Origin of the sequence: Fictibacillus sp. UD (genome assembly GCF_043558025.1) — a bacterium.
Lineage (GTDB): Bacteria > Bacillota > Bacilli > Bacillales > Fictibacillaceae > Fictibacillus.
In genome coordinates, this window is sequence record NZ_JARUHH010000002.1 from 416,146 (window position 1) to 441,611 (window position 25,466).

Annotated in this window: 25 protein-coding genes; 7 read left to right on the forward strand and 18 right to left on the reverse strand. The window is 40.4% G+C overall.

Annotated elements, in window-relative coordinates; translation table 11 throughout:
• Positions 1–21 precede the first annotated feature (21 nt).
• Positions 22–1,296: an ammonium transporter gene (locus P8610_RS05840; protein WP_394603503.1), complete on the reverse strand. Its 1,275-nt coding sequence runs from the start codon at positions 1,294–1,296 to the stop codon at positions 22–24.
• A gap of 306 nt (positions 1,297–1,602) precedes the next feature.
• On the opposite strand from P8610_RS05840, the gene P8610_RS05845 reads away from it, so the two are divergent.
• Positions 1,603–2,682, forward strand: coding sequence for a peptidyl-alpha-hydroxyglycine alpha-amidating lyase family protein (locus P8610_RS05845; protein WP_394603504.1), 1,080 nt, complete (start codon positions 1,603–1,605; stop codon positions 2,680–2,682).
• 216 nt (positions 2,683–2,898) lie between these two features.
• Here the strand turns inward: P8610_RS05845 and P8610_RS05850 are convergent, their stop codons facing one another.
• From P8610_RS05850 to P8610_RS05870, 5 genes are all read right to left on the reverse strand, one after another.
• Positions 2,899–3,873 carry a bile acid:sodium symporter family protein gene (locus P8610_RS05850; RefSeq protein WP_394603505.1) on the reverse strand — a complete coding sequence of 325 codons (975 nt, stop codon included), beginning with the start codon at positions 3,871–3,873 and terminating at the stop codon, positions 2,899–2,901.
• Between the two features lie 168 nt (positions 3,874–4,041).
• On the reverse strand, positions 4,042–4,914 hold the full coding sequence (locus P8610_RS05855) for a hypothetical protein (protein ID WP_394603506.1): 873 nt from the start codon (positions 4,912–4,914) through the stop codon (positions 4,042–4,044).
• 175 nt (positions 4,915–5,089) lie between these two features.
• Positions 5,090–6,820 (reverse strand): ribosomal protection-like ABC-F family protein, encoded by a 1,731-nt coding sequence (gene abc-f / locus P8610_RS05860; RefSeq protein ID WP_394603507.1) that lies wholly within the window; start codon positions 6,818–6,820, stop codon positions 5,090–5,092.
• A gap of 336 nt (positions 6,821–7,156) precedes the next feature.
• The gene (locus P8610_RS05865) at positions 7,157–7,441 is read right to left on the reverse strand and encodes a hypothetical protein (protein ID WP_394603508.1); all 285 of its coding nucleotides are present in this window, start codon (positions 7,439–7,441) and stop codon (positions 7,157–7,159) included.
• A 67-nt stretch (positions 7,442–7,508) separates the two neighbouring features.
• Complete coding sequence (locus P8610_RS05870) at positions 7,509–9,902, reverse strand: M14 family metallopeptidase (RefSeq protein WP_394603509.1); 2,394 nt, start codon at positions 9,900–9,902, stop codon at positions 7,509–7,511.
• Positions 9,903–10,220: 318 nt separating this feature from the next.
• On the opposite strand from P8610_RS05870, the gene P8610_RS05875 reads away from it, so the two are divergent.
• The gene (locus P8610_RS05875; RefSeq protein ID WP_394603510.1) at positions 10,221–11,789 is read left to right on the forward strand and encodes a hypothetical protein; all 1,569 of its coding nucleotides are present in this window, start codon (positions 10,221–10,223) and stop codon (positions 11,787–11,789) included.
• Between the two features lie 18 nt (positions 11,790–11,807).
• Complete coding sequence (locus P8610_RS05880) at positions 11,808–12,572, forward strand: hypothetical protein (protein ID WP_394603511.1); 765 nt, start codon at positions 11,808–11,810, stop codon at positions 12,570–12,572.
• A gap of 238 nt (positions 12,573–12,810) precedes the next feature.
• On the opposite strand, the gene P8610_RS05885 is transcribed toward P8610_RS05880, so the two are convergent.
• Positions 12,811–13,719 carry an SDR family oxidoreductase gene (locus P8610_RS05885; protein ID WP_394603512.1) on the reverse strand — a complete coding sequence of 303 codons (909 nt, stop codon included), beginning with the start codon at positions 13,717–13,719 and terminating at the stop codon, positions 12,811–12,813.
• A gap of 85 nt (positions 13,720–13,804) precedes the next feature.
• Here P8610_RS05885 and P8610_RS05890 point away from each other — a divergent pair, with 85 nt between their 5' ends.
• Entirely contained in the window at positions 13,805–14,761 is a 957-nt protein-coding gene (locus tag P8610_RS05890) for a helix-turn-helix transcriptional regulator (RefSeq protein ID WP_394603513.1), read from the forward strand.
• Between the two features lie 113 nt (positions 14,762–14,874).
• Positions 14,875–15,129: a YiaA/YiaB family inner membrane protein gene (locus P8610_RS05895; RefSeq protein WP_066392185.1), complete on the forward strand. Its 255-nt coding sequence runs from the start codon at positions 14,875–14,877 to the stop codon at positions 15,127–15,129.
• A gap of 48 nt (positions 15,130–15,177) precedes the next feature.
• On the opposite strand, the gene P8610_RS05900 is transcribed toward P8610_RS05895, so the two are convergent.
• The 8 genes from P8610_RS05900 to P8610_RS05935 form a co-directional block, all read right to left on the reverse strand.
• Entirely contained in the window at positions 15,178–15,474 is a 297-nt protein-coding gene (locus P8610_RS05900; RefSeq protein WP_394603514.1) for a putative quinol monooxygenase, read from the reverse strand.
• Positions 15,475–15,492: 18 nt separating this feature from the next.
• Positions 15,493–16,128, reverse strand: a complete 636-nt coding sequence (locus tag P8610_RS05905) for a nitroreductase family protein (protein ID WP_394603515.1) — start codon at positions 16,126–16,128, stop codon at positions 15,493–15,495.
• Positions 16,129–16,169: 41 nt separating this feature from the next.
• Entirely contained in the window at positions 16,170–16,601 is a 432-nt protein-coding gene (locus P8610_RS05910; RefSeq protein WP_394603516.1) for a MarR family winged helix-turn-helix transcriptional regulator, read from the reverse strand.
• Between the two features lie 157 nt (positions 16,602–16,758).
• Positions 16,759–16,941, reverse strand: a complete 183-nt coding sequence (locus P8610_RS05915) for an alpha/beta-type small acid-soluble spore protein (RefSeq protein WP_066392178.1) — start codon at positions 16,939–16,941, stop codon at positions 16,759–16,761.
• Between the two features lie 441 nt (positions 16,942–17,382).
• On the reverse strand, positions 17,383–18,279 hold the full coding sequence (locus P8610_RS05920) for an AraC family transcriptional regulator (RefSeq protein ID WP_394603609.1): 897 nt from the start codon (positions 18,277–18,279) through the stop codon (positions 17,383–17,385).
• Between the two features lie 291 nt (positions 18,280–18,570).
• The gene (locus P8610_RS05925) at positions 18,571–20,202 is read right to left on the reverse strand and encodes a M4 family metallopeptidase (RefSeq protein WP_394603517.1); all 1,632 of its coding nucleotides are present in this window, start codon (positions 20,200–20,202) and stop codon (positions 18,571–18,573) included.
• 220 nt (positions 20,203–20,422) lie between these two features.
• Positions 20,423–21,112, reverse strand: a complete 690-nt coding sequence (locus P8610_RS05930) for an HAD family hydrolase (protein ID WP_394603518.1) — start codon at positions 21,110–21,112, stop codon at positions 20,423–20,425.
• 15 nt (positions 21,113–21,127) lie between these two features.
• A complete protein-coding gene (locus tag P8610_RS05935; protein ID WP_394603519.1) occupies positions 21,128–21,694 on the reverse strand; it encodes a GNAT family N-acetyltransferase in 567 nt (188 codons plus the stop codon).
• 164 nt (positions 21,695–21,858) lie between these two features.
• Between P8610_RS05935 and P8610_RS05940 the strand changes: the two genes are divergently transcribed.
• A complete protein-coding gene (locus P8610_RS05940; protein WP_394603520.1) occupies positions 21,859–22,311 on the forward strand; it encodes a universal stress protein in 453 nt (150 codons plus the stop codon).
• 47 nt (positions 22,312–22,358) lie between these two features.
• On the opposite strand, the gene P8610_RS05945 is transcribed toward P8610_RS05940, so the two are convergent.
• Both P8610_RS05945 and P8610_RS05950 read right to left on the reverse strand, forming a co-directional pair.
• The gene (locus tag P8610_RS05945) at positions 22,359–23,063 is read right to left on the reverse strand and encodes a polysaccharide deacetylase family protein (protein ID WP_394603521.1); all 705 of its coding nucleotides are present in this window, start codon (positions 23,061–23,063) and stop codon (positions 22,359–22,361) included.
• A gap of 47 nt (positions 23,064–23,110) precedes the next feature.
• Positions 23,111–23,605 carry a DinB family protein gene (locus P8610_RS05950; RefSeq protein WP_394603522.1) on the reverse strand — a complete coding sequence of 165 codons (495 nt, stop codon included), beginning with the start codon at positions 23,603–23,605 and terminating at the stop codon, positions 23,111–23,113.
• A gap of 245 nt (positions 23,606–23,850) precedes the next feature.
• Here P8610_RS05950 and P8610_RS05955 point away from each other — a divergent pair, with 245 nt between their 5' ends.
• The gene (locus P8610_RS05955) at positions 23,851–24,612 is read left to right on the forward strand and encodes a class I SAM-dependent methyltransferase (protein ID WP_394603523.1); all 762 of its coding nucleotides are present in this window, start codon (positions 23,851–23,853) and stop codon (positions 24,610–24,612) included.
• A 167-nt stretch (positions 24,613–24,779) separates the two neighbouring features.
• Here the strand turns inward: P8610_RS05955 and P8610_RS05960 are convergent, their stop codons facing one another.
• Positions 24,780–25,427 carry a YrrS family protein gene (locus P8610_RS05960; RefSeq protein WP_394603524.1) on the reverse strand — a complete coding sequence of 216 codons (648 nt, stop codon included), beginning with the start codon at positions 25,425–25,427 and terminating at the stop codon, positions 24,780–24,782.
• Between the last annotated feature and the right edge of the window lie 39 nt (positions 25,428–25,466).

Genomic DNA, 25,466 nt, shown 5'->3' on the forward strand with positions numbered 1-25,466 from the left:
CCCCAATGCTGTTTATCACGATTAATTTGCAATTCTGTTTTTCTCTTCATTCGTAATGAACGCTTCTGGATATCCGTAGTTTCCGTGTTCACTAACATCCAGGCCGATAATCTCTTCTTCCTCAGATACACGAAGTCCTTTCATCACTTTTTTCATCGCGTATAATAGAACGAAAGAAACGACAAACGCGTAAAGCGCTGATACGGAAACACCCATCGCTTGAACACCGAGCTGTGAGAAGCCGCCGCCATAGAACAAGCCTGGCTTACCAACCGTTGCAAGTTCTGGTGTTGCAAAAAGCCCCGTTGATAACGTTCCCCAAATACCTGCTGCTCCATGAACACTTAGCGCATAGATCGGATCATCCACTTTTAATTTATCGAATAACTTCACAGAGTAGAATACAAGAATGCCTGCAACGAACCCGATGAGAACTGCCGCCCACGTTTCAACAAAAGCGCATGATGCTGTGATCGCAACAAGTCCTGCTAAAGCACCGTTTAGAATCGTAGGGATATCTGATTTACCTAAAACCATCCACGAAATAATAAGTGCAGCAACCGCTCCTGCTCCAGCAGCAAGGTTCGTGTTTAACGCAACAAATCCGAAGAAACCATCATCTACAACAAACGTACTTCCTCCATTAAAGCCAAACCAGCCTACCCAAAGAACGATAACACCCAATGCCGTATATACTTGGTTGTGACCAAAGATATTGTTCGATGTTCCATTTTTATTGAATTTCCCTATACGCGGCTTCAGTAAAATGGTTGCCGCTAAAGCAGCCATCGCACCTGTTAAGTGAACAACCGTCGAACCAGCAAAATCTTGTTTGCCGTGTTCCGCTAACCATCCGCCGCCCCATATCCAGTGAGCAACAACCGGATAAACGATCACTGAAAATAGAATCGCAAACACAAGGTATGCAGATAATTTCGCACGTTCCGCAAATCCGCCGAACGCGATCGTTAACGAGATGCCTGCAAATGCAAGCTGGAATAAGAAAAATGCAGCCGTTGAATACGGCATACCATCAGCTTGATCACCTGAATAGAAAAAGTCAGACAAACCAATAAAGAAATTAGAATTCCCTCCAAAAATAAACCCATAACCGACAGCCCAGAATACGATGGATGCCAATCCAAACGTAAAGACCGTTTTACCTGCAATATGCCCGGCATTCTTCATTCGTGTCGAACCTGCTTCAAGTAAGATAAACCCACCTTGCATCAAAATGACGAGAAGTGCACCTAGCACAAGCCAGACACTGTTTAACGAAAACATAATTTCTTCCATAAAGAACGCCCCCTGCTTAACTGTTTCTTTTCATTCTATACAGTTTCGGCGCAGATTCTACACCCATGTTAGATTTTCTGACATGGTTTTTAAGTGAGGGTGGCGGATGAGAAAAAGCTAACCCTTTTTTCTTAAAGGTTAGCTTTCACGTCTACTCCGTTTAGGTCGCTCGCTCGGCTCACCTCCGCACTCACATGCAGTATACGTCTTAGGTTGTATACCGAATATATCTAGAGTCTATTTTAGCTTAAGTTCAATGGAGGTAAGATTAAACACGCAACTTAATTTAATCAGGAGGATTTTAGTGTGAAAAAATTTAAAATTATATTTTTGGTTCTATTATTAACATTTTCCCTCATTGTCATCTTCAGTTTTGGAAAATCAACTGTAGTTTATAAATCGCATCCTAAGGAGATCGTAAAATCTGCATCTTATAAGGCAACAATCCTTTTAGCAGCAGATCGAGAAGCTACTGGTGAAGGAAGTGGAGTTGCTGTTAACTCTAAGGGGGACATATACTATTTACATCGTGCGAGTGGACAATATGGAAACAGCAACTACATTGCAGAACCTACAATAGTTGTTTTAGATGGAAAAACGAAGAAGGTTAAGAATACTTGGGGAGAGCATTTGTTCAAATCTCCTCATGGTATCGACATTGATAACAAGAATCAAATTTGGGTAACAGATATCTCATTAAATAAGGTATTTAAATTTAGTCCAGAGGGGCAACTTCTCCAAACGTTTGGCGATGATTATTCATTTGGCTTGGAATGGAGTTTACGGATTCGAAATAAAATGCCCCATTTCCCTACTTTTATAAATGATAATACATTCGCTAGACCTACAGATGTAACAGTCTTGAATGATGGTTCATTTGTTGTATCAGATGGTTACAGAAATCATAGAATAGTCAAATTTGATTCAAATGGAAAATTAGAATGGCAAGTAAATAAGCTTGGTGATAAGCTAGGTGAGTTTAATTTACCACATGGAATTAGTAGTGATGACGAAGGTAATATTTATGTAGCTGATCGCAATAATGCCAGAATCCAAGTGTTCGACAGTCAAGGAAATGCTATTGATGAGTGGGATAATGTTGCGATTGGCAGACCGTTTGGTGTCGAAGTAGGAAAGGATAAAAAGATATATGTAGTAGATGGCGGTGATTATTTAAATGGTTCAAGAGACAATCTTACTAGCCAGATTATTATTTTAAATAAGAATGGTGATGTTATAGAACGCTTCGGGTCTTGGGGGAAAGAAGAAGGACAACTTAAAATCCCTCACGATATAGCAGTTGATGAAAAGGGAAACATGTATGTGGCAGAACTTAAAAATAAGCGGCTACAAGAGTTTCGTCTAATGGAAGTTTCCTCAAATTGAAATTCCTAAAGTGAGATGTGTTAAAGGGAGTATTTATATATAAATACTCCCAAATATATTATTGGTAGGCATTAACTACAAATAGAGCTTTTTATCCCTCGATTGAGATCTAAAGAAGATGGACACCACGCTTCAGACTGCGCGGAAAAGCTATTTATTGCACGGAAAAGCTAGCAAACTGCGTGAATGAAGACCGAAAACATTGAATAAATAACTTTAAACCACCTTAGATGGAGTGGTGTGAGTACTAGTTTGTGCGGCATCACGGTCAGCCCTCTTCCCCCACCATGTCGCAAGCAGTGGTCCTGATATGTTGTGCCATACACTAAAGATCGCACTTGGCACGGCAGACAATGGTGAAAAGTGAGCGATTGCAAGTGCTGCACCTAAACCTGAATTCTGCATCCCAACTTCAATAGAAATCGCTTTTTGATCAGCAAAGTTCAGCTTTAGTGCTTTTGCGATCAGGAAACCAATTAATAGACCCAGTACATTGTGAAGAACAACAATAGAAAAGATCAATAATCCTGTCTCTGCAATTTGTTTTGCGTTCGCTGCTACAACAGCAGATGCTACAGCCACAATTCCAACAACAGAGATGAGCGGAAGTGCTGCAACGCTTTTTTCCACTTGTTTACGGAATAAAAGTTTAACAACAAGACCTAATACAATGGGAACGAGTACAATCTGAACGATCGATAACAGCAAGCTGCCCGCAGATACGGGGAGCCATTTGCTCGCAAACAACAGCGTTAGTGCTGGTGTTAAGATTGGTGCGAGCAGTGTTGCCACTGATGTTACCGCAACCGATAGGGCTGTGTTTCCTTTTGCTAAGTAAGTCATAACGTTCGATGCCGTTCCGCCTGGACAGCATCCTACTAAGATCACTCCAACTGCTACCTCTGGCTGTAATTGAAATGCCGTTGCAAGTCCAAATGCAAGAAGCGGCATGACCGTATACTGTGCTGCCACACCGAGCAATACACTTTTCGGGGCTTGAAACACCGCTTTAAAATCATTTAGTGACAGGGTTAGCCCCATGCCGAACATGATAATTCCCAGTAACAATGGAATGTGGGGAGCGATCCATGTGAAGCCTCCTGGAACAAAAAATGCTAAAATGGCAAAAAGAATCACCCAAACCGCAAAGGTGTTGCCTGCTGCTTTACTAACTTTCTCTAGAAATCTCATGGTTGTCACTCTCCTTTTTAAGAGAGTATAAACTAATTATCTGAAATTTCAATGTTTATTGATGAAAAATTTAGAATTATGTGATTATAGTCCTTTTTTATGTGATGAGGTCGATTTTTTATGTGATCGTTACTCTTTTTTATGTGATGCGCATTAAAAATTATGTGATTAGTCATTTTCATGGTCATCCAGCCAGTTGTATCGAGGTACTTTCGCCATATGTTCGCGTCTTTTCTCCACGGTGAACATCCCTTTTAGCGTTCCATAAAAATATTGCATAAATGTCGCCTTAATTTTTCTATTTTTGTAGTGAAAAACGGTTGTTTTGAAGGCGTCGATCACTATGGAGACCATAAATTCCAGCGGACGTTCAAAACAGAACTTGTTATATGCTAATTTCGCTTTCTCCCAAAAGGTATAGATCTCTACAGCCGTGTTATAAAAAGGGTTTACCGTATGTATAAAGTCTTTTGGAACAGAATCTGGCGTGAAGGATTCGTCGAGGTCTTCTAAAGAAGGCTGATTTGGTGAGTTGTCCGATGAGACGTTCTCCTTACGTATCTTTAGATCTTTATTTTTTAGATTTTTAAAGAGATTTATAGTTTCCTGCCCAATTTCCACACGCTCGTCCTTACTCTCACTAGTGGTTTCACTATCTGCACGCTGGGTCACTTTCGTTCCACACGCTGGATCAAACCGCTGAAAGACAAATACATTATGTGCAAACCCTCCGCTTGCACGATACGTTTTATGTACAACTAAAATTCCAGTATTCTTCGCTTTACGCAGCATTCGGATAAACGAAGCGCGCGATATGCCACCATCTTTATCCGCACTCTTCTCAACAAGCGTATCGATTTTTGCGTTCGCTACGCCTGGGACGACCACACTATATTGGCTGAGCAACTCAAATGCCATGAACTCTGACTTTGTAAACAAACAGGCGTGTTGCTCTAAAAAGCATCGTTTATGTTCGTTGAATTCTTTTACATTTTCAAACTGGCTAAGTGAAGCAAATTGACGAATGTTCCCTGCTCTCAACTTCTTCTTCCCCCTTATACGATTGATACATCCTATAAGTGTTTTAAAAAAGGGAAAAAGAGCTATGAAGAATAAAGTTTTTTTTGAAAAGTAAGAACCACTAGAAGGAATCGCTCATAATTACATATTTCATACTTAAAGCCAAGCGGGTTCATCCACCTGGCTTTGATAATCCTTAACCTTTTTGTTTAAGCTCTCGTTTTCTTTTCATTAATTGCTGCAAATCCTGATCGACCTCAGCATATTCATCCGTCCCCGTCTTACAAAAACTAATCTTCCCGAGGAGTTCTGTGATCTTATTATCTACTAAAGCTAATTCTTCTGCCTGGTTCTGATCGTCGCCATTTGACATACGCAGCTTCTGTTCTTCGTATTCCCTAAGTCCCATCTCAATTCTCTTGATCTGCTGATTTTCAATAACTAGCAGCTTATCACACAGTTTTTCAACGAAAAAGCGGTCATGAGAAACAATGATGAGTGTTCCTGAAAACTGTGACAATGTTTCCTCCAGTTGCTCGCGGCTCGGCAAATCCAGGTGATTCGTCGGTTCATCCAGAATGAGTACATCGTATTCCTGTAAAATCATCAGCACCAGTTTAACGCGCGTCCGCTCACCTAAACTTAAGTGTCGGATCGGCTTTGAGAGTTTTTGATCCTCGATTCCCATGTTCGCAAAGATCGTCCTCGCCTGCGTTACTTGATGCTTCTCTTCTAAATCAAAGTATTCATACACCGTTTTTTCTTCTGGCAGATCACTCACATCCTGCGAAAGATAAGCAATTTTCATGGAGTCACTTTTCCAAATCGAACCGTGCGTGATCGGCTCTATACCAAGCAGCATTTTTATAAAAGTAGTCTTACCCGCTCCGTTTGCCCCTTGCAACGCTATTCTTTCACCATGCTTAATATAAAAGTGACTTTTATCAAACAACGTACGGTCACCAAAATGCTTCGCTATTCCGCGTGCTTCAATTAGTCGTTTGCCTCTCTTACCAGCAGCATCAAACTGAAAAAAGACATCTGTCTCTTCTTTCGGTTTATCAATGCCACTCTTTGATAATTCCAGATTCAATCGCTTCAGTTTCGACTTCACCTGATTATCTTTTTTCTTAGCTTTTGCCCGTTCGAATTCACGAAGTCCCATCTGCCGATTTTCAGATAGTGACCCTCCTTTTCCAGCTTCACGGTGTGCTTTTTCAGACCAAGATTTTAATGTGTTCACTTGCTGCTCAATCATCTCGATCTTTCTTTGCTGTTTATCATAGTCTCGTTTTTGCTGTTCATAACGACGCTGTTTTTCTGCTCGATACGCCGAATAATTTCCTTCAAAGATCGTCAGTTTACCATCTTCAAGCTCAAAGATTTTGTTCACCGTCTGATCTAGAAAATGACGGTCATGCGAGATGATGATGCTGGCACCACTATAACGCCGTACTTCTTCTGTTAGCCATCTGATGCCTTGTAGATCCAGATGATTGGTCGGCTCATCTAAAATCAAGAATTCTGGGTGGTTCGCCCAGATCTTAGCGATGGATAGCTTTAGTCGTTCGCCGCCACTTAAGCGCCCAAACTCTCCCGATTCCAAAAGGTGCTTCTGAAGCCCAAGCTGTTTACTCGTTTTCAACAGATCCTCAGCTGATTTACGCATTTCTTCTTCCACATTCAGCATGTAATCCGTTGATTGCGGCAGATATCCCATGTGTAGATGGGCTGGCCATGTTGTAATCGATCCTTTATCTAATTCAACAGTCCCCATCAGCATATTGACAAGCGTTGTTTTACCGCTGCCGTTCCATCCGACAAGGCCGATCTTCTCGCCTTGCCGTATATCAAATGAAATTTCTTTCAATAGTTCTCGTTCACCAAATTTTTTCTGCAATTTTTTGACTTGTAATACAATCGTCATGCAGCTCACCTCTTTTATCTGTATGGATGCAGGAGGTCAACAAAAAACCTCCCTGGAGCCCAGAGAGGTTGGTTAGCACAAATATGCATTTACACGTATCCAAATAAACACAAAAACAAAAAGTTCTTTGTGTGAAATCATATTGGATTTGAAGGTACGTGTGTACGCAAAATGGGCAGACTTATCCTATTCTCCAGGTCTCACTAGTTTAGAGTTAGCCTAAGAAAATAAGAGTTTTCCACATCAGCGTAGTACCGTTCCTTTCCCAAATGACTTCTAATTACAGTATTAGTATATTTTTACCAACGAAAAATGTCAATCAACTTTCAGTAAAAATCAATTCATTTCATTCGCTTTCTTTTCTGCCATTCGATAGACCTTCATATACAGCATAACAAGAGCTATAGCAATCATGGATGAACCAGTGACAAAAGATAGCAGCGCCCAATCAACAATCCATGAACGGTACCATAGATAAAGTGAAATCAAGATATATGAACCTAAAACAATGAGATACAGTTTTACGCGTGGGAAAAGGTATTGCAAAGCGGCACTTACTAAGAATGCAACAAGACAAAGTGGAATTAAATAAAGCATCAACACAAATTCGATGCTGCTCATCACCCAACCCCCAAACCGTTAAAGTGCAAGAGGAAGACACATGAAGATGCACCTTCCCCTCCTTAAGTTATTTAATAATAAAAGTCTTACTGTTGTACTTCTTGTTCTTTCCAGGTTCATACTTATTCTCAACGTTTCTGCTTGCATCAACCGAGAACCAGTTTAGGGTCGTAGTCTTATTAAAGGTCAATGTTTCTGCTCCTTCACGCGTTCCGCTGAGCTGCAGCTTTTGAGACTCATAAGTCGGACGGCTGCCATCGAGCGTGTAGTAGATTGTTGCAGGTTCACTCGTACTGAAACTCACTTCTACTATGTCATCATGCTTGCCGCCGTTCGGTGTAATGCTTGATTTTGGCGCCTTATTGTCTCTAGAATACTCGTAAGCCACATCAATCAATCCTAATAAACCGTTCGAGAATTCCATCGCCTCTTCATGTCCTTCTTCAAAAGGCGGCTGGAATCCAACCAGCTCCCATCGCTGTGTCTCTTTGTTCCAAAGATCTGCACCTACTTCAAAGTTCCATGCGTAGATCCCTTTTTCATACCAAAGGAAGTCTGCGGAATTTCCGGCAGCTGAATAAAGAACATCTGGGATCGGTCCCGTTCGGCTTGGCAGGATAACCGTACCTCTGTGCTTTTTGATTTCTTTTAAAATATGATCTGATGCTTGCCAGTAGTACGCCTCTTCACCAGCTGACGGACGCGGCAGTGTTTCTCGCTCTGGTGTATACGCTCCTGGTGACCACATGAAATAACCGCCATAGCTGTGAATATTCATCGCGAACTTGATGTTAGGATTTTGATTTGCCAGCCATACAAGGTTTCGGCTTTCTGGTTCAGAGTGTTCACTAGGTCCTGCGTATGTTCCACTTAAGCAATTAGTTGTAGATGCTCCAACATATCCATCAAACGCAGATCCAACATTATGGTTTCTGTTTAAGTCAACGCCCCACGAATTTCGGTACCCGTTATCGGACTGAGCTGGTGAACAGTGATTTGTCATGTTTTTACGCTGAGAGTTGAAATCATAGAAACTATAATGCGCACCGTCTGGATTCATAGACGGAATGATAAAAATGTCGAGATTATCGACGAGTTTCCTAGTGTCCTTATCATGGGCATAGTTTCTGAGCAATCGTTCGGCTGTTTCAACTGACACTAGAGGTGTCACCCATTCACGCGCATGTTCTTGTGAATAGCCGAGAACTCCAGGCTTTGATCCATCACGATGTTTTCCAATTCGAATCGCTTTTACAGCAGCAGGTTCACGCGATACAGAAGCTGGTGCTTTTAAGTTATCAGATAGATTAGCAGTCGCTGGCTCCACGATTCCATTACCCGCGTTATTACGATAAGTTGTGGCCGTTACTAGATTGCTAGCTTCTGCATTTAATACGTCCACCACTTCTTTAGCCGTACTTCTTGCATTACCGTCTGGATCCGTTGCAAGGGTAACTATTATTTTACTTCCGCTTGTTCCAACGGATAGTGGCGCATCTGCAGCACCAGCTTTCTTCAGCTCGAGAGATATCGCATTACCACCTTCATGCCCCCATGCTTTTGATGTTACAACTACTGCTGCATTCTGCATGGTTCCAATTGTTGCTTGAGCTTGACGGCGGTATCCGTTCGTTTTGTTTGGCATTTCAACAATCTCAGCAAGTTCGGGATATTCTTTCACCAAGTTCTCAATTCGTGCATTGATTTCGGTAGGATCCATATAATGATCTACAAAGTTCTTTACATAGTGTTTCTTCGGCTTGTCCGGTTTATCTGCACCTAGCCATTCTGTTACTTTAGATGTTGAAGTGCCTCCGAGTGAGCTCTCAATTGTCACTTCACTTGGAATTTCTGTAACGGGCAGCATGAATGAGTGATACAGATATTCACCTGCATCTTCAATTTTTTGTAATGTTGCTGTTTTCTCAGCACCATTTTCTGTCCATTTTGCTGTTAAGATTGTACTTGATGTCGCACCTGATGTGGATTTTGCTTCTACATAAAGAAATGTGTCGGATTGATTCGTGAAGTGATTTGCTCGGAGAAATGTGACTGTTTCCTCGGCTGAGGTCAGTTGTTTTTCTTGTTGTATTGCCGTTCTTCTTTCTGCAGCGCGCTGGTTAAGCTGACGTTCTGTGATGAGGGTATCTTTTACTGTGATGCCATAAAGCTTAAGCATGGCCATTTCGGATGGTGTTACAACTGCATCTACCTCTAGCATCCCGTTTTCGTAATGCACTCTGTGGGTGAGGTCGATGCCAAGTTCACTCAGCTTGTCCAACGCTTTCTGGTTGTTCGGCACTGATAGCTGAACGAGAGAAACCGACTCTAGAGGTTGAATCTTTAAAGCTGAAGCTTCAGCCCTTTCGGAATGAAATCCTGGTTCTAACGTGGAAAGAGTTAGACCTGCTATCGTGGAAAGTACGAGTGCTGACGAGATCCATTTTTTCCTCCCTAACATAAAAAAGCACACCTCCTATGTAATAATAAGGTAAGTGTAACTTTATTATCAGAAAATTCAATCATACTTAAGGATGGTCATTTTATAAAGTAAAGTACCTAATTATGTAATAGAATACCGATTGCACTCAGATAAAAGGAAATTTATAGTAAATATGGAATAGATAGAAAGTCTAGGTGATGCTTGATTTAGGATTTTCACATTCATTGAATACACTTTGAAATCATGATGCTTCACATTTGCAAACATCTTCTTATCACCCTGAAAAAGGAAAATTATGGACAGATGTCGAATTTTTGCATTAAGGGGGAACGGTTCATGAAAAAATTTGCTATTAAGATAAAACCACTTTTGATACCTTTCATCTTTTTTGTATTGATATTTTCAGCTTTCACCATGAAAAATTTAGAGATAGAATTAATGCTTCCTGATGAGGGCTGGAGTCGATCATTGCCACTCGCAACCGAAAGCGTCGGTGAAGTAAAGCCTGTTTTTCAAGAAAAGAATGGAGCACAGCATGTTTATGTTCCGAAAGATAATGAAGTATTGAGTTTTAAAGTAACAGACAACCTTCAGGTAACAGATAAAAAAACAGTGCCTGTATCCATACCAAGTCCTCAAAATTTCTGGGTTAATGGAAATGATTATGTCTTTGTAAAGAACAAGCAGCTTATTCATTATGACGGCAAAAAAGAAAACATATTGGATCAAGATGTTATGGGAATAGATTCCAATCAGAACAACATCATTTATTTTAAAGAAAATGAAATTCTTAAAGTAAATATTGGCACATGGGATGTAAAATCCATTGATATAGTAGATGAACGTTTAAAATCTATTGCATTAAACAGTCAATCCGATTCTTTTATGACCACCGGAATTACTTCCGCACAATCTAAGAATGTTAAAGTAATTTTTTATGAAGCAGATAGCCGCTCAGGGTACAGAACTCACCTCATTTTGAATAAAGATGAAGCACTCAATGAGAGTCATTTTGGCTTTTATTTTATTGAAAACGGTAAAGATTTAACGATTTATTATTCCTTTTTTAAAAATAGTTCTGGCGGAAAATCGTATTCTGTGTATCAAGGAACGAATCAATTAGGGACGAATAAAGAGTGGAAATTTAACAAGATGACGTTCATGGATAAAAACGGTGTAAAGCTGGCGAACCCGAAGTATATTGAATACGGTGTTGATGAAAACAATTCCGCAAAAATTTTATTTACAACCCGAGCGCTTAAATCAAATGAAAAAGAGGCAGTGAATGTTTATGAAGCTCGTCCTGATGGGGATGTTTGGATGACAGAGCTTCGCAGTACAACAAATCATCAGTCCATTTACGCACATTGGCTTGGCGACGAATCCATCATGTGGATGAACATGATCGGCAACAAAGAGTTTTCGTTTAGTGCGGCTTCAACAAAACAGGACGTAATTGAAAAAAGCCAAGCGGTAACGAAAGAGGATTTTAAACAAGCTGCATCTGCAACAATACTTTCTTTATTCCAAGCTATGATCTTTGCGATGAGCTCTATCTATTGGATTGCTCCTTCTGTTCTTTTTACGGTAGTTATCTACATGACAAAAATAAAACTCATGGAGGATGAGGATAAACGCGTGATGTACACCATTCTTGCTCTGTTTCTTGGTGTGCAGGTCATCTTTATTCAGAAGTTATTTAATACTCACTATTATATGTATGCCCCTGACTTCTTAACCTTTTCGGGAAGTTCATTTGCTATACCGATTGCGCTTGCTTTTTTTAGTGGCGCAGCTGTTTGGTTCGGAAAAAAACAAGATTGGAGCATGCTAACATCAATTTGTTATTTTGCTGTCCTGAATACCTTTTTCCTATCATTAGTTGTTGGACCTTATATGTTTTAAGTTTGGAGGAAGTTCAATTTGAAACCAGTTATACTTAAACCTGTTACGAGACCCTTAATACTTTCATTGGATGATCAGACTGTTCAGCTATCACCACCATTTCAAGCTGAAGTTGAAGATTTTTGGACCCGATTTAACTCAGACTCCCGCTTCACCCGAGGCGAAGTTTTTCATGTGGATGTGCTTGAAGAAACGGATAAAGAACTTAAGCTAAACTTAAAAAGTACTGATTACGCCCATTATCTTTTTTCTGTTAAAAATGCTCCAGTTGGTGATGAGGGCTGCAAAGTCATTTACGGGGCAGGCTTAGTGGAAACCTCAGATTCTTACTTCGTATTTGGTGAGATGAATGATCATACTGCTTATCCAGGCAGGCTGCAGTGTGTTGGCGGCGGCTTAAGCAGAGAAGATCTTCAAGGAAATCAATTTGAATTAAGAAATAGTGTCTTACGAGAAATGACTGAAGAACTGGGGATTGAAAATGAGAACGTGACAAGTTGCTCTGCTTGTTTTGTGAAAACAGGCGGAAATTATGATTTTATCACGGTCCTCTATTATATTCAGCTCGACTTAACACTTCACCAGCTAGAAGAAAGGTATAAGACGTTTTGTGAGGAAATGATGGATAAAAATGAGGTCCCAGAGTTTGCACAAATGGTTAAGATTAAAAACGAATCACAATACATTATGAACTTCATTAATAATGATAAACGCAGCTCGGTTGATTATCTGATTCCACTTCTTAAGACAGCAAGTGAGCTTTCATTTGTACATTCAAACTAGAATAGAGGGTTCAACTTTTGAAAGAGAAAACTGGCCCCTTCACTTCTCAAATTTGTTAGCCCTTATCCTGATCGTTGTAAACTCAATAGAAAAAATATACCACATCGACTTATTTAAGTGGACAATCGTTATTTATATCGTCTGTTTTTGTTGGTTGAGTTTTGTCATCTATATGATAATTAAAAGAGGGAAACGGTAAGGTGCCTATGCGCCTTTTCTGTTTCCCTCTTTTCTTTCATTATCTGTATCCTTTTGTATCTGCGGGTTTACCAGCATCCACTACTTCCACTAAATATCGCCAGCAATCTGGTTGCGAGCCATCCACATCAAAAAAATGATATTTCTTTGCAAGCTCACCGCTTGAAAATGATTGACCGTTTAACTCATGTCGAGCTTCATCCACGGCGAGTGCAGCAACCGCTCGTCCGACAAAGCGCGGTGTTTCTGAAATACCAAAGTGAGGATCTTTCTCTAAAGCATCTCGCCAATTTTCCTCAGTTACGCCAAACGTCTCGAGCATAATTTCTGAACGCATCCATCCAGGAGTCAATGAAACTGCCGTACACTTGTAAGGTTCAAGCTCATGCGATAATGATTTTGCCATTCGTATTACCGAGCTTTTCGCCAGATCATAGTACATAGACACCCTATATTTTTCATTATACTTCTCGGTTCCATCTGTCATCTCGACAACTAATCCACCCTCACTTTTAATTAAAAGTGGAAGAGCAAAATGACTTGTTACCAGGTGAGTATCGATTGACAAACGCAGCATGCGCAACCCTTTTTCAAGAGAGTGCTCCCAGACTGGTGCATTCCACTCGATCAAGTATTCTCCTCCCCAAATGTCATTCACAAGAATATCTAACCTTCCCTGTTCTCTTTCAATTTTTTCAATTAATGATTTGACTTGCTCTGGAACAAGATGATCCACTTGAACGGGTATACCAACCCCACCAAGTTCATTCACGAGTTCTGCTGTTTCTTCAATCGTTTCCGGTCTGCCGTATTCAGATACTTCCTTGCTTGTGGTTCGACCTGTGATATAGACCGTTGCACCTGCCGCTCCTAACTCCATTGCAATTCCCCGTCCTGCTCCTCTCGTTCCTCCAGCTACCAGTGCAACTTTTCCTTCTAAAGGTTTCATTTGCATTCGCTCCTTTTTTGAATTATCTTAAGTATAATTCGAAAAGTTGACACCTAATGTCATATTTAAATTCAGGAGAAAAAAAATGCGAGCAGACCGACTTATCAGCATTTTATTGCTGCTTCAAAATCATGAAAAGATGACAACAAAAGCTCTAGCGACTGAACTAGAAGTCACGGAACGTACCATACACCGAGACATGGAAGCGTTAAGTGCAGCGGGTATTCCTGTTTTGGCAGAACGCGGAAAACATGGCGGTTGGAAACTTCTTGATCAATACAGAACAAGACTAACTGGGCTAAAAGAAAATGAGATGAAGACGCTATTTCTTTCTCCATCCTTTCAGCTGCTCAGTGACCTCGGTTTCACAAAAGACTGGAAAGAAGCGCGGCAAAAGCTTTTAGCCACCGTTCCAAATGCCTTACAAACCCAAGCCAACGATATGTGGAACAGAATCCATATCGACACAGACACTTGGAGACAATCTTCTCAAGAAGTATCCTTTCTCAATATTCTGCAGCAAGCGATCTGGGAAGAACGAAAACTGCAAATGAAATACGAAAAAGGAAACAAAGAAATATCAGAAAGAGTCGTTGAACCTTTGGGATTAGTCGCAAAAGGCCGAACGTGGTATTTGATTGCGGTGTCAAACAGTACGATTAAAAGCTTTAGGGCATCGAGAATAAAGACTGCTTCATTAACGAACGAAACATTCAATAGACCCGCTGATTTTCAGCTTGCCGACTACTGGGAACAGTCTAAACAAAGCTTTGTTAAAAATCTGCCTACATTCGAGGTGGATGTCGAAGCTTCCCCGTCTATCATTCAGCGGCTTACATTTACAGGACGCTTCGTTCAAGTTCTTAACATTGAATCTCCCTTAGAGAATGGTTGGACTTCTGTAAAACTTAAATTTGATACCGAACAAGAAGCAAAAGAATACATTTTAGGTTTTGGTGATCAAATAAGAATCATTCATCCCACTTTTTTAATAGAAGATGTAAAGAAAATGGCTGAATCAATCCTTACTATGTACGAGTAAGCACAATAAGATAAATAGCGAACAAGAAAATTAAGGAAATTGATTATAATGAAGTTAGCTTTTGGCATATATATGTTTATCTATTTATCAAAAAAGTAAAGGAGGTTCTACATATGCAACGACACAGAAGAAGAAACACGCCGGCATTTACCGTTTTGGCGTACTTCACGTTTATTGCGGGTGTATCCATGTTCTGTATCGGACTTTACAACGCGGACAATCTGCAGTTGAACGAAAAAGGGTATTATATTGCGGTTATGATTCTGGTAGCAGTTGGTGCGATTCTTACTCAAAAAGTTACACGCGACAATGCTGAAGATGACGAGCTGATTGCTGAACAAGAGCGCAAATACACAAAAGCTGAATAACGGCATAATAAAAGGAAGGCACATCACATGCCTTCCTCTTGTCTTAAGTTATCTTTTTACTTGCTCACCTGCGTAGATCTTCACATCTGTTGGAGCAGCCATAAAGCTTGGTGCCTTTTCACCGAACGCCACAAAGTGCTCGCTCGTGTTATGATTTTGAACCGCTTCTTGGTTCTCCCAAACTTCAACCATCATATACGTTGCTTCTTTTTCCGTGTCTTTCATGAGATCGTATTGAATGTTTCCGCTCTCCGCACGCGAAGCTTCAACTAATGTTTTTACTTCTTCCAAAAATGCTTCTTCTTTTTCTTTTAAAACAGTTAAACCTGCATGAATGATAATCATCTCATTCGCTCCCCTTTCTTATCTCCACTCTGTTGTTTCTTCTACGGATAGACGAACGGATTGATAGCCTTGATCCGCAGCTTTTCCGATTGAAAGCAGCATCACAGGGAAATAACGTTCTTTATCCAAACCGAAAGCTTCAGCAATTTGAGCTTTTTCATAACCGCCAATTGGATTCGTGTCATAGCCATGTGCACGAGCTACTAACATAAGCTGCATGGAAACAAGCCCTGCATCGATTAAATTCATATCTTTAAATTGTTCTGGAGTCATTTGTTCTAAAAGTCCACGAATCGCTGGCACTTGCTGATTTCTAACATCTTGAGGCATAAGCCCTTCATCTACCGCTTTGTCATAGATTCTTTCTAAATAATCCAGACTGTTGTTGTCAGCAAATACAGCAATGACTGCAGCTGAAGTTTCTACTTGTCTTTGGTTGAACTTCGCAAGTGGTGCTAACGTTTCTTTTCCTTCTGGTGTATCGATCACGACAAAACGCCAAGGCTGTAAGTTAACAGAAGATGGAGCAAGAGAAGCTTCTGTCAGAATCTCTTTCATCTCTTCCCTAGAGATTTTTACTGTTGGATCATAATTACGAATAGAACGGCGTCCTGTGATAATTTCGTTAAAGTCATTAATTTTAGTTTGTAACATGTTTCATTCTCCTTTATGTCTTCGTCTTAGGTGTATTGGAGTTACTCGTATTTTTCGATGTTGTGCTGTATGCGCGTTAACATGTCGAGAAGTACTTTTCTCTCCTCAGCTGAAAAGTCATGTAAGACTCCTGAGATAAACCTCTCTTTTTCTTCTCGATAGTGAATGATTCTCGTGCGGCCTTCCTCAGATAAAGAAACGTACGTAAACCGCTGATCCTTAGGGTCTTTCCGTCGAATAACCATCCCTTTTTCTTCGAGTTGCTTAAGATGTCTTGTGACCGCAGCATGGTCGATGTTCACTTTCTTCTGAAGAGCTCTTTGGCTGATCTCTTCTACTTCATACAGTTCATGTAAAAGTTCCAGACGCGTTTGGCTTATGCCGGTACAGCTTTCAAACTTTGGTGCTGTCTTGCGATGGATCTCGTACAACCTGGTAATAATTTTCTCGTCTTCTATATTTGAGTTGGACAATAACATCCCCCTCCTTTAATTAATTGATAGCTCAATAATTGATACGTCAACTAATATAAAATACTTCATCTTTAATGTCAAATAGAAGAGTTTCTTATGTAAAAAACAAAAAGGCTATCTGCTATTAACAGATAGCCGAGCCATGATATTAAATTAATTAGCGCTTTCCGCCAAGAGCTTGAGCAACTAGACGTTTTGTGATTTCTCCACCTACAGATCCGTTAGCACGAGAAGTGCTGTCTGGTCCAAGGTTTACACCGAACTCAGAAGCGATTTCATACTTCATTTGGTCGATAGCTTGTTGTGCACCAGGTACTACTAATTGGTTTGTGTTAGCCATTTTGTTTTCACCTCCTAGTTGAATTAAGATTATAATTCCACATTGAATCGTTCTTATGCGTTACAGGGATAGGTAGTATTTGTTAATAAAAAATAAGGACGATTAATTAAAATCGTCCTTGTGTGAAACAAGTGGCAAACCTTTATTTGTATGATTTTAGGCTTACCTCAAATTGAGTAATTATTCCATTTTTCTTTAAAAATTTTACAGGTATTAATTTTGTATAAGTCATTTATCTGCACGAGATACTATTTACAGATAAATATTGGTCTTTTAGAATGCTCATTCTCCACTAATAACGATCATTTGCATCTTTTATCTTCAGCTCTCTATGTTGTACTTTTGACAATTGTTTTTTGCATGATAATCCCCTTTTATGTTCTATGTAGTTTGATTTTAAAAACCCTTTCTGCTGACTTTAGCAAAAAGGGTTTCACGACATTATTTAACTTTTACAGCTTTTTTTACAACAGGGATGTAGATATCGATCTGTTTGTTTTCTTTCCCATAGCAGCGCTCATCATACAGCTCGAACTCTACTGTGCCATCATGCTCATAGCCAGAGTCCGGGAACCATTTCGAGAAAATCTCCACCCATGTTTGTTGGATGGATTGCACGAAGTTTTCCTCTAATGCTTTTGGTGTTGTGAAAACAGCATACTCCATTTCAGGGAACGTTCGATAGGACATGCCTTCTGGAGCTGGTGTACCTTTTGCCACTTCCATCCCGATCATATAAACAAACTCACCTGTTGTTGTGTTGTATTCTGTGCACAATCCGAGTTCTTGGTTTTTGTAGAGTGGGTTTGGAATCTTATCACCGAGATTATTTTGAATATAATGCTGCCAAAACTTCGGAATCTCTCTATTGTTTTCACCGTCTGTGTTGCGTGTATTTAAGTCATAGCCAATGATGTGGAGTGCTGGTTTTTTAATAAGTTTCATTTCCATATTTATTCCTCCCAAATTGTGATTCATATTCAGGTAAGCTTTCTGATGAAGAGAGACAGGATGAACTGTTGCACTGCGATACTCCCGTGGTGATTTGCCATAATGTTTTTTAAACGCACGGTTGAACGACTCATGATATTGAAACCCTAGATCAAATGCGATATCAATTACTTTATCGTCGGATTGCAATAAACGTTGTGCCGCGTGCGAGAGCCTTCGCTTCCGCACATATTCCATGACGGATTCCCCAACAAGAAACTGAAACACCCGATGATAATGAAAAGGTGAGAAGCAAGCGAGCTCTGCAAGCCCCTCTAATGTCATGCGTTCATGCAAATTCTCTTCGATATAATCCAGTGTCCGCTGTATGCAAACTTCATATTCCATCTCATCACCTACCCTACATCTATCATATCCACGAACATTCATTCGTTCTTAACCTTTTTTGCTAAGTTATCGCTTTTACTTATTCTATATCGGTGTAATTAGCCCTTCTGATGAGAGGCAATCCACTAGTTTTGGCTTCCAATCCACGAGTTTTTGCCCTCAATCCACGAGTTTCAGCCTCCAATCCACGAGTTTCAGCCTCCAATCCACGAGTCTACAATCATCGACCTTCTTCCAAAGCTAACTATTGAAAAAAGCTAGAACCACAATCTGGTTCTAGCTTTTAACAACTTATTGAATGCCCACTGCATTAAACGCCTGATTCACTGATGTTACTTCTTGTGAAGATGAGCCGTAAAGATCAGATGCTGCACGAACAGCCGCTGCTCTCGCTTGGCTGAAGTTAGAGGATGACGTTAAGTACACCGTGTTCATGCGGTAAAAGATCGCCCCTAGCTTTGCTCGTCCAATTCCAGTAACGGAAACGCCATAATGACTGCCACCCTCACTTAAGAGATACGCTGCTTTGTTGATAATTCCACTGTTGATATGAACGCCTCCGTTGTCACCAGTTCCTGTATAACGAACCGAATAGTGGTCTGGATCTTGGTATTTTGCTGGATCTGACATCGAACGAAGTGCATCTCCCGCTATCACAGGTGTGTACACATCTTCCCCGATTTCAAAGTCTGGATTCTTGCCGTCATAGTACTCTACTAATGTTCCAAAAATGTCAGACATCGCTTCGTTCAGCGCCCCTGATTCATTCTGATAAACGAGGTCAGAACTTGTATCGGTTACAGCATGAGTCAGTTCGTGGGCTACTACGTCAATCCCCCCAGAGAATGCGATAAAGTTTGTTCCATCACCATCACCGTAAACCATCTGCGAACCGTTCCAGAACGCGTTGTTGTAGTTTTTATTAAAGTGAACAGATGATTTGATCTGTGCTCCCTTATTATCATAGGAATTTCGCCCGTGCGTATTTTTATAATAGTCGTACGTCAAACCGGCAAAGTAGTGAGCATCAACAACGGCTTGGTCGTACGAACTGTCAAATACATTGTCTGTGCCGCTGTAAAGAGTTCCTGGCAGGAAGAGCTCTGGCAAGAATGTACGGTTCTTCATATCGTATGTAAAGATCCCGTTTCCTCGCGTGTTGTCTTGCATATAGTACTTGCCGCTTGATAGTGTAAGGTTCAGTGTTTTCGAATCGCCTAGAACTCCTTTACCCGTTCCAGTAGCGTTCGTTCCCGTTACTTCGTGCATGTCGTTGTAACGGTGAAGGACTTTACCAGACGCTGCATCAATAAAATAATTCCAGTTACCTGGCTCAGGTGTGAGGAAATTTAGATTTACGAGATACGCATAATGCGCCGTACCATCCCTCATCAGCACCACTTTGTCCGCTTTAGGTGTTTTCTCGAACTGAGGATCGAAGCCAAGTGCCGCTGTTGCAATTCCCACAGCTTTTTTACCGCTAATTTGTTTTGTTTTTGTGAGATTGGCCTGCTTGTCCAATTCAGGAGCCACTTCACCTGAGATGACCGTTAGTTCTCCTTCTTTATTGATGTGCGCCACTTGCGTGTAACCCCAAACGGGAACTCCGTTGTATTCCTGCTGAAGTCTCAGCACCGTGTTGCCATCGTCTTCTTTCGTACTTTCTAAGATTGAGAACGACTCTTCTGCTTTTTTGTTTCCTAGTTTAAAAAGAGATTTATGACCGTTCATGTAATCAAAGAGTACTTGTTGTGCTGATGCTTTTGATGGTGCTGATAAGTTACCTGCCAAGAAGGCTGGTGTTCCAGATTCGCTGTTCACTTTCACCTTCACATCTTCTGACGCCGCCATAGCTGGCGATCCTAATGCTCCAGCAATTAAAGACGCCGCAATCCCCATCGCAACCCACTTCTTTGTTCTCATCGTTATTCCTCCATTTTCCTTTTTTTGTCTAAGTAAGCAACATCTTATCACCTATCCAAAACTATTTATACGAATTTTCAGAAAGTTAAAGAGTTCTTACTAGAGCAAAAAATGAAAAACAGAATTATAGAGTCTGATGGCATATTTTTGTTGTAGTTCTTTGTTACCTAAAAAAGAAAACTAGCAAAGTTCATGACCTATGCTAGTTTTCTGTATCTGTTTATTCCCGCAGAGTAGACTTTACCCTGTCTTGTTTTAAAAGGTCTAAAGGGTTTTTAAGTTTCGGAAAGCCTGTAATTTTGTCACTGATTGAATCTGGCAAAAACCATGTCGCTTGGTACGCCTTCATGTCAAATTCGGCCGCACCAACTAATTCATTTGCTCCTCCATCACCTATAAAAATTGACTCTTGAGCTAATGCTCCCAGTTTTTCGCAAGCTATTTGATAGATTTTTTGGGTTGGCTTAGCAACTCTTACTTCATATGAAAAGATGACTTCATCAAAATAGTTTGCCAGATTGCATGATTTCCAAGCATTAACTTCTTCTGGCGCTGCGTTAGAGATAAGGCCTAGCTTTAATCCTCTGTCTTTTAAGGATTGCAGCAGTTCTAGCACTTCACCACTGATCTCTTGAAAAGCCGCTGCCTTTGCTGAAACTCTTGCTTGGTGGACTTTTTCAATAACCTCTGGATTCGGTGACATCCCTTGTGAACTTAAAATATCCCTTAAGACACTTTGGTGATCAGGAAAAGTTCCGTCCATGCGAAGCTCTCTGCGGCTATCCCATTCACTTTTAAACTTACTTTGATCCAATCCCAGCAGTTTGGTAGAATAGGTAGCTTTTTTCTTCCCATCTTCCCATTCTGTAATGAGCGTTTCATACAAATCGAAGAATACAGCTTTTATCAAGAGAAAAACCTCCTGCTATTCAAATACCTTTGCATAAACGCTCGTATCCCGTAGTTTCGTAGTTGAACCAATTTCTAATGAGTCGTTTCGCAGCACACCTTCTAACATGAATCCTAGTCGTTCGGGAATGGCTGCACTTTTAACATTACGGGTATCACAACGAATCTCGATGCGGCGTGCTTTTAATTCGTTTACCGCAAAATCTGTGATTCCTTGAACGGCTTCTGTCATGTATCCCTTACCTGTATAACGGGAATCGATCCAATACCCAATCTCGAATTTCGGGATGTCCCAGTTAATACGGTGCAATCCAGATGATGCAATCAGTTTTCCTGTTTTCTTTAAAAACACGAGAAGGCGCAGATCTTCTCTGCTTAAAAACTTTAAGTGTGCCTCGCGAATATTGGCTTCCACATCCTCTTCACTTTGATTCATGTGGGCAAAAGGCAGCCATGGCTTAAGGTCTTCGATTGAAGAGGTCAAGGAATCATACATTTCTTTTCCGTCTCCTGGCATTGGCATGCGGATAAGCAGGCGATCGGTTGTGAATTCTGTTGGGAAGTCAAGTAGGATTGGTTTCATTGTTACCTCCGTGTAATTAGAGTAAGTGTTTTTTTTCACCGATTTATAGTCGTAATCTTTATGACTGTCATTCTATTTGTTTACATAAAGCTCCAAGGGGTACTGTTTTTATAAGGTAACCTTTTAATAAAAGGTACCAAATCTGCATGAAAGGAGATCAAATGATGTTATATTCCAAGATCCTTATTGCTGTTGATGGTTCAGAAGGAAGTTTTTTAGCATTGCATAATGGAAATGAAATTGCCCGGTACATGGAGGCCGAGTTAACATTGCTATATGTAACCAACGAAGTGACTCTTCCACTGTATGGCGGTGTTCACCCAGGCGGCGCAGCTAGCACGACTGTAGAAATAAGAGAAGCCGAAATTGTGGAGCAAAGTCATGGTGAAGAGACGATGAACAGAGCTTTAGGAAGAGTTGATCCTGATATAAAAACTACGACAGCCATACTGCACGGTGACCCACCGGCCACAATTTGTGGATATGCGGATAGCCATAACATCGATCTCATCGTCATCGGTAACCGAGGCCATAGCGGATTCAAAAAACTAGTACTAGGAAGCGTTAGTCAAAAGGTTGTTTCTAACGCACATCAACCTGTACTTGTTGTTAAATAATAATTATTTATAAAAGGAGCGCACTCGATTAAGTGCTCTCCTCTTTTTTATTTCACTATTTCAGATACGCTTTTAAAGGTGTATCCCTTTGCCTTCAATGCATGAATTATGCCTTTTACTGATTTCATGGATTCTGCTCGGGTGTCATACATGACGTGCAGCAGTATGATGGAGCCTGGCCGAACCTTATCATTGACATGTTTCACGATTTTTTCTGAATCTGCCGCAATCTCCGGATATGTTTCAGGTTCGATGTCCCATAAAATGGTCTTTCTATTGTTTTTGTCTAGATAGCGAGGCAGTCCGATTAACTTTTTGCCAAACGGCGGCCGGAATTGGATGGTACCTTCGTATCCTGCTTTTCTAATGAGTTCGTCTGTTTGTTCAATTTCTTCTTTTATAAAAGATGGAGTCTTCAACACCATCCGTTTATGTGAATACGAATGGTTTCCAAGTTCATGTCCTGCAGCAACCAGTTTTTGGGCATTTTCAAAGTTTTCTTTGACTTCCCGCCCTGTTACAAAAAAGGTAGCTTTTACGTCTTCCTCTTTTAGAATGGATAGAATTTCATCGGTGTTATCAGTAGGACCATCATCGAATGTTAGCGCGACAACCTTTTCTGTTGTTTCCGCTCTTGTTACCAATCCACCGTAAAATTGAAAGTCTCTTGAACTGCTCAATTTCAAACCCCCATATGCGAGGGCTAAAAGTATAAAAATAGAAACGATTATGTATAAAACGATTTTTTTCATTGGTTTCTCCTCTGTGCTGTTTAAGGCATGGAGCATTTTAAGTCAAATTAATGAATATACCAATAACTTGTTAAATCTGTTGTGACAGAAGCATGCCCCATTTGACGCAGCATAGCTGTGATGTTTCCACGATGATAGGACCCGTGTGTTACAATATGCGTTATCATTTCAGATAAACTTGTTTCTCTTCGCCCTGCCCATGGCGTATCTAATATTAACATTTTGTCCATTTCTTCTTGTTGGCGCAAAAAGGTTTTATATCGTCCAGTCAAATGCAAAAACAGCATATCCATATCTTCAATTGTTTTTGTATCCGTATCCACTTTTTCAATAGTAAGTGCTTCACTCATACTCATTCCAGAAATGATATGAAACCATAATTGATCAACAATATACATATGTGAGACTACCTTTGAAACAGAAGGAAAAACACTTTGAATTTCTTGATGATATACTGCATTTCCAAGTTCCAATAATCGATTAAACAAGGTTTTATTTGCCCAAACGTGATAATCATACATGTTCATCGCATAATGGGTCATCTTTTTGCCTCCTTATATATACTATTCGCTACTCTCAGTCTCCTCTAATTTTCGACAACTTAGCTTATCACCCTCTTTTAAGAAGGAAAAAACGAATGTAAAAGAGAATACATCACAAATAAAAAGATTTAACTGAGGAGAACATGATGAACACTTTCGAACACGACATATAAAACCGCGTTTCATGCAGAGGACCTCCAAAACAGAAGTACGTTCAGTGCCAAAAAAATTTCGGAGGTGTACGTATGAAACATGATTTAGAATTTGAAGTGTATGTAAATGATGTTGAAAAGCCTTTTTCAGGATGGGATTTTTCTTATATTACTGATTCGGGTCGTATGGCAAGTGGCATGCTATCGTGGTCTTATGGCAGTTTAGTGATTCCGCTGATTGGAAAAGTGTCGTCCATGTTGGATATGGGTACAGGCGGCGGAGAACTTTTGTCAAAACTTCAGCCATTCCCAGCAAAGGTTTGTGCAACAGAAGGATATTTGCCTAATATCTCAATAGCTCGTGAACGACTTGAGCCGCTTGGTGTGAAGGTGTATCAAATCGGTGAAGATGATGTTCTTCCATTTGAAGATGACACGTTTGACCTCATCATTAATAAGCACGAATCGTATTCTCCTGTTGAAGTGAAGCGTGTCTTAACGAGAGATGGGCTTTTTGTAACGCAGCAAGTGGGCGGTTCCGATTGCACGGATATAAATGAAGCGCTTGGAGCACCCAACAATGGTGAGTTCTCACACTGGAACTTAGCTTTTGCTGAAAAGGAACTGCGTGAAAATGGGTTTGAGGTATTGGAGGCAAAAGAAGAATATCCGGTTCAGCGTTTTTACGATATCGGCGCTCTTCTCTACTATTTAAAAGCGATTCCTTGGCAGGTTCCCAACTTTAAAAGTGATAATTCTTTAGATGAGTTGTATGCAATTCATGAGATGATTCAAGCTAAGGGATATTTTGAAGTGAAACAGCATCGGTTTTTGTTAAAAGCGAGGGTAAAATAAGCGAATTTAAAAAAAGCTGGCTCTGAGATCGTGTGTGCACGATGATTCAGGCCAGCTTTTCTGTTCGTAAAGATGAAATCTGTAAGACATTAGAGTGTTACTGTCCACTTTCGGTAAAATAGTGTCGACTTATTGAAATTTACTGTCCACTTGAGATTATCACCAGTTTACTTCTGCACACTCGTGACCATCCAGCCCTTTTGATCTACCCACTCGAGGTTAACGGTATATCTCTCATTTGGCTGTTTGTTCGGGCTTACTTCTGCCACTGACTTCTGCGGGCCGCCGCCATTTGCAATTTTCCATACGGTCATGTTTTCATCAAGTCCTGTTGCAAGTCGAATGGCTTTCAGTTTTTCGTTCCAGTCCACACTTCCTTCATCATAGCTGGATGTATGAGGACCTGTTTGCGAGGTTACAATCGGTTTGTTCAGAACAGGCTCGCCACCAGAAGCTTGCTGCTTTTTCTTTTCTGCTTCAGCTTTCTTCGCTTTTTCTGCCGCTTCTTTTTTATCCGCTTCTTTATCAGGATCTATGCCAATTTCTTTAGAAGGCTCTTGTTTCTCAGTTGTTTCCTCTTCAGCAGATTCTTTAGCATCTTTCTCATCTTCTTCATATGCACTCTCGTTATCTGGCTGAAGTTTTACGACTTTATGTTTTGGTTCTTTACTTACTTTTTCTTTAACAGGTTCCTCTTCATTACCCATTAGTAATGCATCTTTCGGCAAAAACAATAGAGCTAAAAGAACGGCACCTAATGCGCTGAACAGTACTACATTTCTCTTTTTTGACTTGTTGCGCTCTGATCTTCTCATCTGTATATTCACTCCTTCTTAAACAAACGTTCCCTCTAT